Raw genomic sequence first — 15,024 nt, forward strand, 5'->3', positions numbered from 1 at the left:
GGTTACGGTGAGCTGACCACGGGTCTGAAGCAGGCTGTGGATGGTATCAACGACATGTCGGAGTCGCTGCTGGGCATGATGCGTGCGATCCAGGACCTGGATCAGCAGCTCGCCGGCAGCTGAACCACACGAATGTCGTGAAGGCGTCGCTCACTGCGAGCGACGCCTTCAGCCACTCACATCCACTAGGGGAAGCCGATGGCGGACGGAATCTGGGTCAAGTACACCGAGTTGAGCCATATCAATGATCAGCTGAAGTCGATCGTCTCAGAGCTCGAGGAAGCCGGAGAGCGCACGGACGCCGTCGAGGAAGCGGTCGGCTCGCCGTACGGCCTGACGCGTCTGCGAGACAGGGTTCACGACTTCGAGGGCCGCTGGAATGACAAGCGCAAAGAGCTGATGACCGACATCGACAAGGTTCAGCAGCACGTGCAGGGCGTCCTGGACGGCCTGGAGAAGTGGGACGACGAGACCGCATCCAAGATGGAGATCGACGTCACCGCCGAGAACGCTCCGCGGCGCACGGCCTGATCGGAGGAAGGACCGACATGTACTCTCCGAAAGGCCGATGGGTCGAAGAACTCGAAGGCGATTCCGCAGCCATCCGCCGACGTGGCAACCAGATCACCCGGCTGGGCGGACAGATGTCGCACAGCGCGTCATTCCTGCAGTCACTCGCGGGTCAGGCCGACGGTATGAAGGGCGAAGCTGTCGACAAGCTGCGCGAGGTCGTCGGTGACTCGTACAAGCAACTCGGCCAGGCCGCCGACCTCTACGCGCCAACAGGGCCGATCTTGGTCGACTACGCCGATGAGCTGAGCGGTTTCCAGACCATCATCCGCACTCGCGTACAGGACTGCAACGATGCGAAGTCCGGCTACGACGATGCCCCCGGCTACCGTGAGGGAGCCCGTCCCTTCTGGGCTCAGCCTGCGCCTTGGCGCAGCGACGAGGAGAAGGAGCAGATGGGTGACCAGAACGACGTGGACGACCGGGCGAAGGAGCGGCTGCATGAGGCCTATCAGGATGCGCTGAAGGCCTTCGACCACGATGTCGACTCCTGGGAGGAGGTCTTCGACAGCACGGCCGGCAAGATCGAGGACGGCTTCAAGGGCAAGATCAAGGACGGCTTCTGGGACAACGTCGACGGCGTCGTCTCGGTGATCGTCACGGTGCTGCAGTACGCGGGCATGGTGATTGCGATCGCCGCGATCATCATCGGCGGCCCGATCATCGGTGCGATCGCCGCGGTCGTCGCCGTCGCCACACTCGCACTGGTCGCCTACCAGTTCTTCCGAGGTGATGCGAGCGGTTGGGATCTCGCCCTGGCCGTCGTCGCCGTCATACCGTTCGGCAGCCTCGGGAAGTTCGCGCAGGGCAAGTCGGGTGTGGTGAGCATCCTCGGCGACACGTTCAAGGCGTTCAAGCCGTCCACCTATTCCGCCGCGGCCGGACAGCTGCGGAACATGTCGATGGCGAGCCATTTCGCGGGCGGAGGCTTCAAGGGGTTCCTGCAGGGCGGCCGGACCATGTGGGAACTGAGCAACCCGAAGGGGATCGGTGACATCGTGAGCCGGCTCATGCTCGGCAAGGACACGACGAAGTTGAGCGAGTTGGCGGAGAGCATGGCTGCGGGCGGCCGTGGCTGGCAGGCGTCGTCGATCGTGCCCGGCGCCTGGGAGTTCACGCACACCGTGCTGTACGCCCCGGTCACGACGATCGACAACGTCATGAAGCTGACCGGCAACCAGGACAAGGCACTCACCACGCAGTATCCGTGGCTGAAGGTGTTCAAGTGAGTGCGGCCGCGGGCGAGCGGATGCCGGGGGCCTGGCAGGTCACTGGCACATCGAGCGACGCCGGATGGATGCCGATCCCGACCGGCCTGGATACCGACGGCGCCGAGGCCTGGGTCGCGGCGAACACGGCGGCCATGCGCACCGAGTGGGGCGAGGACTGGTCGCCCGATGCGGAGCAGTTGATCCCCGCGATCATCGAGGCGGCGCCGGCGCGTCGTCGTGAGGAGGACTCACTCGCGTTCCTCCTCTGGGCGGGGCATCGGCCCCTCGGTGTCTTCGTGCACGTCGCCATCGGCACGCGCTCACCGGGAGACGCGCTGCCCGGTCCCGGGGACGGCGTCCTGTTCGAATCCAGCGGCCTCGGGCCAGGCGTCCTGGTTCCACGGACCGAGCAGATCGGCGACGCGTTCGTCGTGGGTTACGACACCGTGTTCGCCTTCGCCGAGGATGTCGTGCTGATCGTGTCGGTCGAGCCGACGTTCCAGGACCTGCTCGGGCTGGTCTCGCCTTCCGTGCAGCTGTTCATGGACTCCCTCGAACTCACCGGGCCGGATGGTACGGCGAGACGAGCGAACACGCCTGCGCTGCTCGAGGCGCAGGCCGTGAACACCTGGGTTGATAGCCTGGCGAGACCATGACTCCGGTTGCACGATGACTCTCGCTCACCCTGATGCGCAGTCCTGGGCGCGCGCTCGTTCCGCGTCGGATCGGCCCCGGCTCGGGATGCTGGAAGCCGTGGCCTTCCAGTCACACCCTGAGACCGTGGCGACGTTCGGCGACGACGGCGCGGCGGTCGCGGAGCTGCTCGGACGCAGGCAGCCCAGTGGCGGGCGCCGTGTGATGACGTGGATCGTCGGCGTCCTCGCCGTGCTCGGGTTCCTCGCGCCGATCTCCGGCGTCGCGGCGATCGGCGCCGACTCCTACTTGATCGAGGGATTTCCGGCATCCGTCTCGGTGCCGATCGCAATGGTGTCGTTCACGTTCGCGGCGATCGCCCAGCTCATCGCGATCGTGGTCTGGTGGCGTGCCGGGGCGTACTGGTCCGGGATGCTGTGCGGCATCGGCGTGGTGTCGGCGATCTGCGCCGGACTTGCACTGATCAGCATGCCGAACGTCGCCCGCCATGACGACTACGAGCTTCCGCCGTTCGCGCTCGGCACGGTCTGGGCGACGATGATCACCAGCATCCTGCTGATCGTATTCGTGCTGCTGCGCTTCCGAGTTCGCGTGCCGGAGCCGACGGATGCCGCCGTGCGTACGGTGCCCACGGTCACGGCCGCGCACTCGGCCGAGCAGGCGGTGCGTGCGCTCCCGGCCGACGAGCGGAACGTGATGGTCGCCGATCGGGACGCGGCCCTGCGCATTCTCGCCGGACGGGGGCTCATCGACGACGCTCTGCTCGGCCGCGCACTCGCCGCAGCCCCGGGAACGCTCTTCACACTCGACGGAGGAACATCCGCATGACCGATTCTCCCACCGAAGGAGCACAGGCCAGGGTCAGCCTGCGCGAAGCACTCGGCGGTGCGCCCGATCCCGACTTCGGGCTGGTGCTGCCCCCCGGGTGGGAGCGGCGGAGTGTCACGGATGCCGAGCAGACGCGCATGCTTTCGCAGATTCGCGGTCGGCTGATGGAGGCGCACCGCCCCGACCTGTACGCCCGGATGAGAGTGCTTGTCGGTGACGCCTTCGCGCAGATGCGCAAGGTGTCGACGGTCGCGATGTTCACCCCGGGGGACGCCCCGGATGCCGTGTTCATACCGGCATCCTTGACCGCATCGATCCAGCACGCCGACCCCGGGGAGAACCTCGACGGCTACGTGCGGTCGGCGATCCAGCGGGATGGAGCGACGCCGCTTCTGGGCGACAAGCGCGTGATGCGGGTCGAGCGCGAGACCACGGACACTCTCGACGGCGAGCAGGTGCTGGTCACGACCGTGGCGTACCTCACGCCGGTGCCCGGGAGCCAGCGGCGGCGCGCGCTGCTGCTGACCCTCGTGATCATGCGGCCCCTCGATGTGCCTGCTGATGACGCTCCCCTTGTGCAGATGAAGGCGCTGTTCGATCTGTGCGTCTCGACGTTGACCTGGTTCCCGCGCGGCTGAAGTGAGTGCCGGCTCGGGTCCGTTGGGCATCCAGGAGGACGACGGCTGGACAGCCAGTTGGAGCACGTCATGACCCCAGGGGACCCGCAGAGCTGGGCGAGAGCAGTCGAGAACCAGTCATTCCGCATCTCCGAGGTGGAGCGCATCGTCTTCCGCGCGCACCCCGAGGTGATACAGGCGATCGACGCCGATGAGGCAGACGATCACGCGCCGCGCCGCGGCAGTACATGGATGTGGATCCGGGTCGGTCTCGTCCCCCTGTTCGCACCGCCCGTAGTGGCGATGAAGGCCCTGTTCGACCTGTGCGTCTCCACGCTGACCTGGGTGCCCGCAGGCGCACGCTGAGGCGGTTCCCGGCATGGGTAGTTGTACCCATCGACTGTTTTTGAGGGTGTCTCGTAGGGTGGTTGTTGTCGGGCCGGTTCGGGTCCGGTCCAACCGTTTTACCGGAGGTGTTGACGATGGCCGATTTCGGTGCGTCTTATGCGGAGATGGAGCAGGTGGCGTCGTCGCTGTCGCAGGCTCGTGATGACATTCAGGGTCAGCTGGACACTCTGAAGGGGCAGGTGGACAACCTGTTGGGTGAGGACTTCAAGACGCAGCACGCGTCGGGCAAGTTCGGTGAGGGTTACGGTGAGCTGACCACGGGTCTGAAGCAGGCTGTGGATGGTATCAACGACATGTCGGAGTCGCTGCTGGGCATGATGCGTGCGATCCAGGATCTGGATCAGCAGCTCGCCGGCAGCTGACAGCCGAAGAGCGTTTCCGCACGGGCGGCCGGTGCCGATGGCGCCGGCCGCCCGTCGCATCCGAGGGGGAATGACATGTCGGACGACAGGGTGAGGGAAGCGCTCGACGGGCTGCGCGTGCGCGTGCCCGAGACTGCGGAGGATGCCGCGGCGCTTCGCGCCGAGGTGCAGGCGGCGGATGCTGCGCTCGGGGAGCTGCTGCGGCGCGCAACGACGCGGGACGGCGGAGCAGCATGACCGACGTCAGGATGGATCTCGACCGCCTGGAGTCCACCGCGCATACGGCCAAGGGGCTGGCGACGACCTTCGACGACGCCGAGGACTTCGCGGACGACATCGGCGGACTCACCGGTCACGGCGGACTCGCGGACAAGATCGAGGACTTCGGCGGCAAATGGGACATCGCCCGCGAGGCGCTGCGCGACAACCTGCGCTCGCAGGCCGACTTCATGCAGGCGATCGTCGACACCTTCCGTGACCTCGACGACAAGATGGCCCAGGACGGGGAGTAGAAGAGCATGAGCGTCCTTCCCGGCCAGCCGGCCGAACTGACCTCCCGTGCGGCGGGGCTCGTGGCATCCGCCGAGGTCATCCTCAGCGTCATCCAGGACCTGCGCGGCATCGTGCAGGACGACGAGGGCAAGGCCGTACGGGCCCTCTACGAGCAGAACGAGCAGATCTCGTCGGATCTCGAGCGGATCCATCCGCGCTACAAGGGCACCGCCGACGCGATCACCGAGTACGCGGTCGCCCTCACGGCGGCCCACGAGGATGCGCATCGCGCGCAGGACGACCTCGACGACGCGCTGGTCGCGCAGAGCCGCGCCGACCGCGCGCTCGAGGACCTCAACGATCGGGTGAACGCCGCGGACGACCCCGCGCCGTCGCTCACCGATCAGGTTCCCGGCGCGCAGCGCGCCGCCGACAACGCCCTCGCCGACGTCGGCTCGGCCTGTGCACGGATCGACGCCGCACGCGAGGCCATGGATGCCGCGGCCGAGGCGGCGATCCGCAAGATCGACGCCGCGATCGACTCCACCAACGAGGGGTTCTGGGACAAGGTCGGCGACTTCTTCTCCGACATCGGGGACTTCCTCTCCGGCATCGCCGACTGGGTCGACGACTTCCTTCAGGACGTCGTCAACCTGCTCAAGAAGATCGCCGACACCATCGTCGCGATCCTCGGGGCGCTCGTCGTGCTGCTCCTCATCGTCGCGATCGGGGCGCTCTTCGGCACGATCGGTCTCATCATCGGTGCGGTGATCGCAGGCGTCCTCGCCGCCTTCCTGATCTGGAGCGTGCTGTCCGACGTGCTGAAGGACACCCCGAAGGTGAGCGAGACGGACCCCTACGCGAACCCGGAGGACAAGCCGAACGATCCGACGCTGGCCACCGTGCTCAACGGCACCGGTGAGGTGGACGGGCTCGGCGGAGAGACCGACACGGTCGTCAAGATCACCAAGGTGCTGGGGCCCGACGGCTGGTACTACACCGTCACCCTGCCGAGCACGCAGGAGTGGCTGTCTCGGTTCGGCGATCAGGGGGCGGTGAACGACCTGGACAGCAACCTTGCGCTCATGCTGACTCCCGCGCTGCAGACGCAGTACGAGCGCGCGGTGCTGGATGCCATGGCGCAGGAGGGGATCGGCCCGGACGACCCGGTCATGCTCGTCGGGTTCAGCCAGGGCGGCATCATGGCCGGCCACCTCGCCGCGTACAACTCGGACTACAACTGGCAGGCAGTCGTCGCCTCCGGCGCGCCGATCGATCACATGCCCATCCCCGACGACATCGATGTGGTGTCGGTGCAGCACAACGGCGACCCGGTGCCTCGCCTTGACGCGATCGCCGGAGACTTCGACAGCGTCGAGCACGGATCGAACTGGACGTCGATCCGCGTCGATCCGCCCGACCCGAACCCCGTGCTCGGGGTGGATGCCGGAGCGCACAACGCGGACGATTATTCGACGACCTATCAGGACCACATCGCCGAGGTGCAGGCGAACCATCCCGACCTCGCGAACTTCTTCAACGAGGATGGGTACGTGGACACCTCCTACTACCACTGGACCGAATGATGGCGAAGAGACTGGGAGCCGCCGGGCGCGGGCTGTTCACCGTCGTGCTGGCAGGATCGCTCATGGGCGGCGCGCTGACCGGGTGCGGCGTCCCCCAGCAGACCCCCGACCATTCAGAGGAGGCGACCGTGGACTTCGGAGACGTGTCGAGCGCGGTGACGGAAGCAGTGCCCAGGGTTGTGGCGGTCCGTGATCCCGCGCGGTCCAAGAACGGCTTCGGATATCGGTTCAGCCTCGGATTGGTGACGGACTCCGCCGACCCGTTCACCCCCGAGGAGCTGGACGCGGTCGTGGAGGCGATCTGGAAGTCGCTGCCGTGGGAGCCGAACACGATAAAGCTCACCGCGGGAGCGGACACGGCCGACGGACACGAGATCGTCGACCTCCGGGCGGCGGCCGCCGAGCTCAGCCCACTCCGTGCCAACGATGCCGGCCAGGCCGGCGTCAGCCTGACCGGCATGAAGTCCCGCTACGGCGCCTGGACGGCGCCGAAGTGACCGCCACTGGATCTCACCTCCGACGCCGCCTCTTCGCTGTCACGTTGATGGGTGCGCTGCTGAGCAGCGCACTCGTGGGGTGCGGCGCCCTGAATGAGGCCATCAAGGCGGAGAAGGGGCCGGCGGACTATGGCGACGTGGCGGCTGCAGTGACGGAGGCGGTGCCGCGGGTCGTGGAGGTGGACGACCTCGGACGTTCGCGCAACGGGTTCGGCTACCGGCTCAGCGTCGGCTTCGTCACGGACTCCGCGGAGCCGTTCACGAGTGACGAGCTCGACGCGGTCGTCGAGACGATCTGGCAGACGCTGCCGTGGGAGCCGAACACGATCGAGCTGATCGCCGGGACGGCTGACGGTGAGGGTGTCGATCTGCGGGCCGCGGCCGAGGAGCTCGGCCCGCTGAGCGCCACCGAAGCGGGCCAGGCCGGTGTCAGTCTGACCGGCATGACCGACCGCTACGGCGACTGGAAGGCCCCCGAATGAGCCGCCCAGAACTGCGCTTCCGCCTGCCGGGGCGGTGGTTCTCGGTCGACCTCTCCAGCGAGGATGCCACTGCGGGATCCATCCGCCGGATCGCGAAGGACGCCGTCGGCGCCGCCGACGACCGCGCCGCCGAGCGTGCGCGGGTGCGTCGCGGGCTGGAGCAGGCCGTCGCGGCCGGTGCGCAGGGCGACGTGCGCGCGATCATGTTCGCGACCGAGATCGCCGCGGGCACACCGCTGCCGGTGACGCTGCTCGTGTTCGAGCCGGCCGACCTGCGGATGAGTCCCGCGATCGGCACCGCATCGCAGACGGTGCTGAAGGTCATGGCCGAGGCGCTGATGAGGATCGACCCGGTCGCGCACGCATCGATGATCGAGGTGCGCGGACCATCCGTCCAGGCGCTGCGCACGCACCGCGTGGAGCCCGTCCAGGACGGCACCGAGGCCGACGGGACCCTGAGGTTGACCGCCGACTACTGGATTCCGGTCCCCGGCACCAAGCAGATGGTGATGGCACGCTTCTCCACGCCGCTGGGCGAGCTGGAGAACATGATGTGCGCGCTGTTCGACGAGTTCGTCGCGGCGTCTTACTTCAATGCGGAGCATCCGCCGTCGCTGCGCGACGAACTGCTCGCCTCGAAGGGCTGACCGCGGTCTCAGCGCCCCGCGTCGGCGAGGTGGCGCGCGTGGTGGTTCAGCACCTTCACCATGATGCCGCGGCGGCGCAGCTCGGCGACGGTGCGGGTCTCCTCATCGATGTCGCGGCCCAGCGCGTGGATCGTCGCGACGACCAGCACGTCGCCGGGGACCAGGGTGTCGATCAGCCGGGCGAGGCGGTCGCCCCAGCTCTCCAGGATCTCAGGAGCCGGATGCCGGAACCCCTCGATCGGCACGCCGAAACGGGTGAGATCGTCACGCTGCTCGACCACGGACGGCATGCCGTCGCGGCTCACGACCAGGCCGACCAGCTTCGCCCCGTCGGGACGAGCGGACCACCAGTTGTCGTTCTGCTGCAGCTCTGTGAAGCACTTCGGGCACTGAGCGGCCGCGTGCGGCAGATTCAGTGGGCTGGTCAGCGCGTCCTCGATCGCCGCCGATCGCCCGGGGCTGCTCGTCACGTCGTCCATCGCCGTACCTCCTCCCCCTATTCTGCCTGACTCGCGGGAGAACGGCCGCCGCTCAGATCAGACCGAGGGCGCGCACCGCCTCGCGCTCGTCTGCGAGCTCTGCGACGGAGGCGTCGATGCGCGTCCTCGAGCGGTGGTCGATCTCCAACCCCTCGATGACCTGCCATCGGCCGCCGACGGAGCGCACCGGGAACGATGACACGAGGCCCTGGGGCACGCCGTACTCGCCACGCGACACGACGGCGGCGCTGGTCCACTCGGTGCCCCGCACCCAGTCGCGCGTGTGATCGATGGTCGCGCTCGCCGCGGAGGCGACCGAGGACGACCCCCTGACCTCGATGATCTCGGCGCCGCGCTTCGCGACTCTGGGGATGAAGGTGTCGTCCAGCCACGCGTCCACGTCGCCCACACGCTCGGCGAGGGCATCCGCCACGGGGCGACCTGCGACGGTCGCATGCGAGACGTCGGGGTACTGGGTCGCCGAGTGGTTGCCCCAGATCGTCACACCCCGAATGCCGGCGACCGGGGCGTCGAGCGCCGCTGCCAGCTGTGCTCTGGCCCGGTTCTCGTCGAGTCGGGTGAGCGCACTGAACTGCTCGGCGGGCACGCCGTCGGCCGCGGCCGCGGCGATCAGGGCGTTCGTGTTGGCGGGGTTGCCCACCACGCTCACGCGCACGTCCGATGCCGCATGCGCCGCGATCGCACGCCCCTGGGGCGCGAAGATGCCGCCGTTCGCCGCCAGCAGGTCGCCGCGCTCCATCCCCGGGCCGCGCGGCCGGGCGCCGACCAGCAGTGCGAGGTTCGCGCCGTCGAAGCCCACCGATGCGTCGTCGGTGACCTCCACGTCGTCGAGCAGCCCGAATGCGGCATCCTGCAGTTCGAGAGCCGCGCCCTCGGCCGCCTTCAGACCCTGCGGGATCTCCAGCAGTCGCAGCCGGACGTGCTCGTCCGGGCCGAGCAGGTCGCCCGCCGCGATGCGGAAGAGCAGTGCATAGCCGATCTGTCCGCCGGCTCCGGTGAGGGTGATGGTGGTCGCCATGGAATGAGCCTATGCCGTATGCGCAGAGCAGGTCCCGCGGTACGTTTTCCCCATGACGTTCAATCCCGATGCCGACATCTCCGGCAACAAGACGCGCCGGCGGGGGCGGACGACGGCGATCGCCGGCGGCGGCGCCGTCGGCATCGTCGCGATCATCGCGCTGCTCGCCGGGCCGCTGTTCGGCATCGACCTGTCCGGTCTGGTCGGCGGCCTCTCCGGCGGGGAGCAGCAGCCTGCGGCATCCGACGGCGGCACGCTGACGGAGTGCAAGACCGGCGAGGACGCGAACACGAACGACGACTGCCGCATGGCCGGCGCCGAGGTCGTGCTGAACGACTACTGGGCGCAGCACGTGAAGGGCTACGTCGCGCCGACGATGAACGTCGTCGACGGGCAGACATCCACCCAGTGCGGCACCGCGTCGAACGCGGTCGGTCCGTTCTACTGCCCGCCCGAGCAGGGCGTGTACCTCGATCCGACCTTCTTCCAACTGATGAGGCAGCAGTTCGGGGCATCCGCCGAGGGCCTCGCGCAGCTGTACATCGTGGGCCACGAGTGGGGGCACCACATCCAGAACATCACCGGCACGATGGACAAGTACCCGAACAACGGCACGGGGCCTTCGAGCAACGGGGTGCGCACCGAACTGCAGGCGGACTGCTACGCCGGAGCCTGGCTCGGCGACGTCACCGAGCAGCGAGACAAGAACGGCAGACCCTACCTCGAGAAGCCGACCGAGACGCAGATCAAGGATGCCCTGAACGCGGCGTTCACCGTCGGTGACGACCACATCCAGGAGCAGTCCGGCTTCGTCAACCCGGAGAGCTTCACGCACGGCACCAGCGCGCAGCGCCAGGCGTGGTTCGCCGACGGGTACAAGAACGGCCTCGGCGTGTGCGACACCTTCTCGGTGCCGGGGAACAAGCTGTAGCCCTCGCGGCACTAGGTTGAAGGGGACGCAGTCCGAACGACCGGGGGGTTGAAGGATGGATCTGGACGCGCTGTATCCGCCGATCGAGCCGTACGGCACCGGCGAGCTCATCGTGGGCGACGGCAATCGCATCTACTGGGAGCAGAGCGGAAATCCCGATGGCAAGCCCGTGGTGTTCCTGCACGGCGGGCCGGGCAGCGGCACCTCGCCGTGGCAGCGCCGGTTCTTCGACCCCGAGGTCTACCGGATCGTGCTCTTCGACCAGCGCGGGTGCGGCCGAAGCACCCCGCACGTCAGCGATCCGGCCGCCGACCTGCGGTTCAACACCACCTGGCACCTCGTCGCCGACATGGAGCTGCTGCGGCGCAACCTCGGCATCAAGGGGTGGCAGGTGTTCGGCGGCTCATGGGGCAGTGCGCTCGCGCTCGCCTACGCGCAGACCCATCCCGATGCGGTGACCGAGCTGGTGCTGCGCGGCATCTTCACCCTGCGCAGGCACGAACTGGAGTGGTTCTACGAGGGCGGGGCATCGGCGATCTTCCCCGACCTCTGGGAGGACTATCTCGCGCAGATCCCGGTGCTCGAGCGCAATCGCCTGATCCAGGCCTATCACCGCCGGCTCAGCGACCCCGACCCCGCGGTGCACGTGCCCGCGGCGGTCGCGTGGACGCGCTGGGAAGCGTCGACGGTCACGCTGCGACCGGATGCCGCGCAGATCGCGTCCGCCACCGAGGCGGAGCACGCGACGGCGTTCGCGCGCATCGAGAACCACTACTTCCTGCACGGCGGATGGATGCGGGAGGGGCAGCTCATCGAGGACGTCGACGTCATCCGTCACATCCCCGCCGTCATCGTGCAGGGCCGGCACGACGTGTGCACGCCGATGATGACGGCCTGGGATCTGCACACCGCTTGGCCTGAAGCGGAGTTCGTGGTCGTGGACGACGCCGGCCACTCGGCATCCGAGCCGGGCAATGCCGCAGCGCTGCGCGCCGCGACGGACCGCTTCCGGCCCTGACACACGTTGAACCCCACCCGGGGTCCTGAGCGAGCGCCCTTCGTCACTTCGTCTCGCTCCGCTCGCTCAGCACGGCGCTCGCTGCGCTCGCTCAGGACCCGAGGAGCTCAGCTTCGCATCCTGAGCGAGGAGCGCAGCGACGAGACGAAGGACGTCGCCCCTGATCTCAGGCGCGGAGCGCCGCGAGCAGCGTCTTCACGAGCGTTCCGACGCCCCCGTTCGCTCGGAAGCGGGTCAGGCCCTCGCTGACGGTCGCGGCGGTGCGGGCCGAGACGAACCACGGCGGCTTCGGCAGGATCGTGACCCGGCCACCGCCGTTCGCGACGGGCAGCGACCGCGGGAAGGGGCGGAACGGTCCTCGGACCACCGAGCGCTCCACGCCGTCGAGCAGCAGCGCGTTGTGCACGACGCCGAGGCCGCTGCCGACGTCCTCGATGCTGTTGCCGGGGAATGCGCCCCAGGTCATCGTCGGGGTGATGAACCCGAACGCCGTCCAGGTGTTCACCGCGATCGAGCCGTAGCGCAGATCGGCGATCGCGCGCCCGAACCCGCTGCCGAGCTTCTTCTCGGTGGCCGGATCGATGATCACGTTGGCGCCGAGCGTTCCCTGCAGCTTGTCGTTCGCGTGCGCGACCGCTCCGTCGAGGAACTCCTGGCCCAGGCCCGGCAGCTCCTCCACACCCAGCACCGGCGCGAAGTACTCGGTGTTCTCCAGCGCCGTCGGTTCGTCGTCGGCGCCGATCTCGACCAGCAGGCGGTCGGCGAGCTGCAGTGCGTCGGGGTAGTCCCCGGCGGCCTGCGACATCCGGGCATCCGAGTTCGGATACCAGATCGGGCGATCAGGAGCCGCGGCGTACGCGCGGCGCAGCGCGGCGCGGAACTGCTCCTTCTGCGGCCAGTCCGCCGACATCAGCACGACCTGACCCGCGATGCAGTTGTGGCCGCAGTTCTGCAGCCGCATGGTCGCGACGTGCTCGGCCTGGAAGGTGAGATCGGCGTCGGACCACTCGCCGGGCACCACGATGATCGGCGAGACGCCACCGAGCTCGGCGGTGATCGGCTTCTTCAGCTGCGGGCGGTTCTCGCGGCGGCGGCGCTTCGCGTCACGCCCCCAGACGATCGCGTCGAAGGTCGCGGCGGAACCGGTGATGTGCACGTGCACCAGGTCGTCGTGACCGGTGAGGTAGGCGCCGGCCGCAGGGCCGCCCTTCACGATGCGCAACAGACCGGGCTCGATGAGCGGCGCGAACGCCCGCTCGTACACCGGCACCAGGGCATCCTGCGTGGGGTTGACCTTCAGCAGCGCGACGCGGTTGTGCGCGAGCATCTCGTACAGCACGTCGAGCACGGGGATCGAGGTGATGTTGCCGGCACCGAGCACCAGGCCGACGCCGCCGTTCTCACCGGGGGAGAGCTGACCGAGACCGGCGTCGCGGCGCGCGGCGTTCGGCGTGATGCCCGGTTCGAGCCAGACCTGCCCGGTGAAGCCCTGCAGCAGGAACTTGTCCATGCCGGTCAGCGGGAACGCGTCGACCGCGACCCGTCCGCCGGGCGCGCGACCCAGACGGATGCCGTCGAGAGCTCCGCGCCCCTCGGCGATCTTCGTGAGCGTGTCGATATAGGCGTCCAGCGCGCCGAGCACGCTGTACGGGCCGCTCAGCCACTCCTCACCGCGCAGCGGATGCGCGGCGTTCAGGCCCTTGGACTCGGCGGCGACGAGTGCCCAGTCCGCGATGTTCGCGGCGGTCGCGGTGCGCACCGCGCGCAGCAGTGTCACACGCTGCGCGACAGTGAGGGCGGCCCAGGTGCGCGATCCCGCCTGCAGGTCGCGGATCGCGACATCGAGTCGCTCGCGCTCGGCGTCGTCGAGGGTGGATGCCGCGGGGGCGGCCTTCTTCGCGGGGGCAGCAGAAGTCATCGTCGTCTCCTTCGGGGGCGTCGTCTCAGCCTACGCCGCAGTCTCGCTCGATGTGAGACCGAGTTTCAGGATCGCGGTCGCCGAGCGTTCTTCGTCTCGTCGCTGCGCTCCTCGCTCAGGATCCGAGTAGCCGAGCCCCGCACCCTGAGCGAGCGAGGCGAGACGAAGGGCGCCACGACTCGCTCAGATCAGGGAGAGCTCGCGCAGCTTCGACTCGACGTCGGCGTTCGAGGGCTCGACGTGGTGCGAGGCATCCGGGTACAGGACCACGGGGATGTTGGTGCGGCCGGAGATCTCCTTGGCGACATCCGCTGCTGCCGGGTCGGCCACCAGGTCGACGTAGGTGTACTCGACACCCAGCTCGTCGAGCTGCTTCTTGGTGCGGATGCAGTCACGGCACCAGTCGGCGCCGAACATCGTGATGCTGTCGGATGCGGGAGTCGTCATGCTTCCAGCGTAAGGCCGCCCAGCTGGGCGGGCGCCGTGCCCGCCCGGGCGTTCAGAGCACCTTGGACAGGAAGTCCCGGGTGCGAGCCTCCTTCGGATCGTCGAACAGCTCGGCCGGTGTCGAGCTCTCCACCACCTTGCCGTCGGCCATGAACACCACTCGGTCGGCGACCTCGCGGGCGAAGCCCATCTCGTGCGTGACGAGCACCATGGTCATGCCCGACGCCGCCAGGTCGCGGATCACCTGCAGCACCTCGCCGACCATCTCGGGGTCCAGCGCACTCGTGGCCTCGTCGAAGAGCATGATCTCGGGGCTCATCGCCAGCGCTCGTGCGATCGCCACACGCTGCTTCTGACCACCGGAGAGGGATGCCGGCCGGGCATCCGCCTTGTCGGCGAGGCCCACCCGGGTGAGCAGCTCGAGGGCGCGCTCGCGCGCCTTCGCCTTGCTGAGGCGGCGCAGCTCGGTCGGGGCGAGCATCACGTTCTCGAGGGCCGTCATGTGCGGGAACAGGTTGAAGTGCTGGAACACCATGCCGACGCGCTGCCGCACGGCATCCAGCTCCTTGCCCTTCGCGGTGGCGATGTTCTCGCCGACGATGAGCACCTCGCCGCTGGTGACCTCCTCGAGGCGGTTCAGGCAGCGCAGCAGCGTCGACTTGCCCGAGCCGGACGGGCCGATCACGGCGATGACCTCACCGTTGGCGACCGTCAGATCGATGCCGAGGAGAACCTCGTTCTTGCCGAACGACTTGTGCAGGTCGCGCACCTCGATCGGGTTGCCGGTGGTGGAGACCGGACGCGTGTATGCGGGTTCGCTGTTCGTCATGGTCATCCC

Annotated in this window: 20 protein-coding genes; 15 read left to right on the plus strand and 5 right to left on the minus strand. The window is 68.4% G+C overall.

Translation table 11 applies throughout. The annotated features are described in order from the left end of the window. Nucleotides 1–198 precede the first annotated feature (198 nt). The 13 genes from ACFVDO_RS10940 to ACFVDO_RS11000 all read left to right on the plus strand — a co-directional run bounded on the left by ACFVDO_RS10940 (nucleotide 199) and on the right by ACFVDO_RS11000 (nucleotide 8,354). Nucleotides 199–531, plus strand: a complete 333-nt coding sequence (locus ACFVDO_RS10940; protein ID WP_378860122.1) for a hypothetical protein — start codon at nucleotides 199–201, stop codon at nucleotides 529–531. 17 nt (nucleotides 532–548) lie between these two features. Next, a complete protein-coding gene (locus ACFVDO_RS10945) occupies nucleotides 549–1,799 on the plus strand; it encodes a hypothetical protein (RefSeq protein ID WP_378860123.1) in 1,251 nt (416 codons plus the stop codon). Further along, complete coding sequence (locus tag ACFVDO_RS10950; RefSeq protein WP_378860124.1) at nucleotides 1,796–2,437, plus strand: hypothetical protein; 642 nt, start codon at nucleotides 1,796–1,798, stop codon at nucleotides 2,435–2,437. Before ACFVDO_RS10945 ends, ACFVDO_RS10950 begins: the two co-directional genes overlap by 4 nt. A 13-nt stretch (nucleotides 2,438–2,450) precedes the next feature. Then, on the plus strand, nucleotides 2,451–3,263 hold the full coding sequence (locus ACFVDO_RS10955) for a hypothetical protein (protein WP_378860125.1): 813 nt from the start codon (nucleotides 2,451–2,453) through the stop codon (nucleotides 3,261–3,263). Further along, a complete protein-coding gene (locus ACFVDO_RS10960) occupies nucleotides 3,260–3,901 on the plus strand; it encodes a hypothetical protein (protein ID WP_378860126.1) in 642 nt (213 codons plus the stop codon). The genes ACFVDO_RS10955 and ACFVDO_RS10960 overlap by 4 nt, the downstream gene beginning before the upstream one ends. A 69-nt stretch (nucleotides 3,902–3,970) precedes the next feature. Next, nucleotides 3,971–4,246: a hypothetical protein gene (locus tag ACFVDO_RS10965; RefSeq protein WP_378860127.1), complete on the plus strand. Its 276-nt coding sequence runs from the start codon at nucleotides 3,971–3,973 to the stop codon at nucleotides 4,244–4,246. A gap of 116 nt (nucleotides 4,247–4,362) precedes the next feature. Beyond that, a complete protein-coding gene (locus ACFVDO_RS10970) occupies nucleotides 4,363–4,650 on the plus strand; it encodes a WXG100 family type VII secretion target (RefSeq protein WP_236126519.1) in 288 nt (95 codons plus the stop codon). A gap of 75 nt (nucleotides 4,651–4,725) precedes the next feature. Then, a complete protein-coding gene (locus ACFVDO_RS10975; RefSeq protein WP_378886859.1) occupies nucleotides 4,726–4,887 on the plus strand; it encodes a hypothetical protein in 162 nt (53 codons plus the stop codon). Beyond that, nucleotides 4,884–5,162 carry a hypothetical protein gene (locus ACFVDO_RS10980; protein ID WP_378858389.1) on the plus strand — a complete coding sequence of 93 codons (279 nt, stop codon included), beginning with the start codon at nucleotides 4,884–4,886 and terminating at the stop codon, nucleotides 5,160–5,162. Before ACFVDO_RS10975 ends, ACFVDO_RS10980 begins: the two co-directional genes overlap by 4 nt. A 6-nt stretch (nucleotides 5,163–5,168) precedes the next feature. Further along, nucleotides 5,169–6,728 (plus strand): hypothetical protein, encoded by a 1,560-nt coding sequence (locus ACFVDO_RS10985; protein ID WP_378858388.1) that lies wholly within the window; start codon nucleotides 5,169–5,171, stop codon nucleotides 6,726–6,728. Then, entirely contained in the window at nucleotides 6,728–7,225 is a 498-nt protein-coding gene (locus ACFVDO_RS10990) for a hypothetical protein (RefSeq protein WP_378858387.1), read from the plus strand. Before ACFVDO_RS10985 ends, ACFVDO_RS10990 begins: the two co-directional genes overlap by 1 nt. A gap of 47 nt (nucleotides 7,226–7,272) precedes the next feature. Continuing rightward, nucleotides 7,273–7,707: a hypothetical protein gene (locus ACFVDO_RS10995; protein ID WP_378858386.1), complete on the plus strand. Its 435-nt coding sequence runs from the start codon at nucleotides 7,273–7,275 to the stop codon at nucleotides 7,705–7,707. Then, entirely contained in the window at nucleotides 7,704–8,354 is a 651-nt protein-coding gene (locus ACFVDO_RS11000) for a hypothetical protein (protein ID WP_378858385.1), read from the plus strand. Before ACFVDO_RS10995 ends, ACFVDO_RS11000 begins: the two co-directional genes overlap by 4 nt. An 8-nt stretch (nucleotides 8,355–8,362) precedes the next feature. Here ACFVDO_RS11000 and ACFVDO_RS11005 read toward each other — a convergent pair whose 3' ends face one another. Beyond that, entirely contained in the window at nucleotides 8,363–8,833 is a 471-nt protein-coding gene (locus tag ACFVDO_RS11005) for a recombinase family protein (protein WP_378858384.1), read from the minus strand. A 52-nt stretch (nucleotides 8,834–8,885) separates the two neighbouring features. After that, complete coding sequence (locus ACFVDO_RS11010) at nucleotides 8,886–9,872, minus strand: malate dehydrogenase (RefSeq protein ID WP_378858383.1); 987 nt, start codon at nucleotides 9,870–9,872, stop codon at nucleotides 8,886–8,888. A 52-nt stretch (nucleotides 9,873–9,924) separates the two neighbouring features. Between ACFVDO_RS11010 and ACFVDO_RS11015 the strand changes: the two genes are divergently transcribed. Both ACFVDO_RS11015 and pip read left to right on the plus strand, forming a co-directional pair. Then, a complete protein-coding gene (locus ACFVDO_RS11015) occupies nucleotides 9,925–10,803 on the plus strand; it encodes a neutral zinc metallopeptidase (protein WP_378858382.1) in 879 nt (292 codons plus the stop codon). A 55-nt stretch (nucleotides 10,804–10,858) separates the two neighbouring features. Next, complete coding sequence (gene pip, locus ACFVDO_RS11020; RefSeq protein ID WP_378858381.1) at nucleotides 10,859–11,821, plus strand: prolyl aminopeptidase; 963 nt, start codon at nucleotides 10,859–10,861, stop codon at nucleotides 11,819–11,821. 166 nt (nucleotides 11,822–11,987) lie between these two features. Here pip and ACFVDO_RS11025 read toward each other — a convergent pair whose 3' ends face one another. The 3 genes from ACFVDO_RS11025 to ACFVDO_RS11035 form a co-directional block, all read right to left on the minus strand. Beyond that, nucleotides 11,988–13,739, minus strand: a complete 1,752-nt coding sequence (locus tag ACFVDO_RS11025; RefSeq protein ID WP_378858380.1) for an aldehyde dehydrogenase family protein — start codon at nucleotides 13,737–13,739, stop codon at nucleotides 11,988–11,990. Nucleotides 13,740–13,922: 183 nt separating this feature from the next. Then, nucleotides 13,923–14,186, minus strand: a complete 264-nt coding sequence (locus ACFVDO_RS11030; protein ID WP_236126540.1) for a glutaredoxin family protein — start codon at nucleotides 14,184–14,186, stop codon at nucleotides 13,923–13,925. Nucleotides 14,187–14,238: 52 nt separating this feature from the next. After that, nucleotides 14,239–15,021: an amino acid ABC transporter ATP-binding protein gene (locus ACFVDO_RS11035; RefSeq protein ID WP_378858379.1), complete on the minus strand. Its 783-nt coding sequence runs from the start codon at nucleotides 15,019–15,021 to the stop codon at nucleotides 14,239–14,241. Nucleotides 15,022–15,024: the final 3 nt, after the last annotated feature.

Source organism: Microbacterium sp. NPDC057741 (assembly GCF_042798735.1).
Classification (GTDB): Bacteria; Actinomycetota; Actinomycetes; order Actinomycetales; family Microbacteriaceae; genus Microbacterium.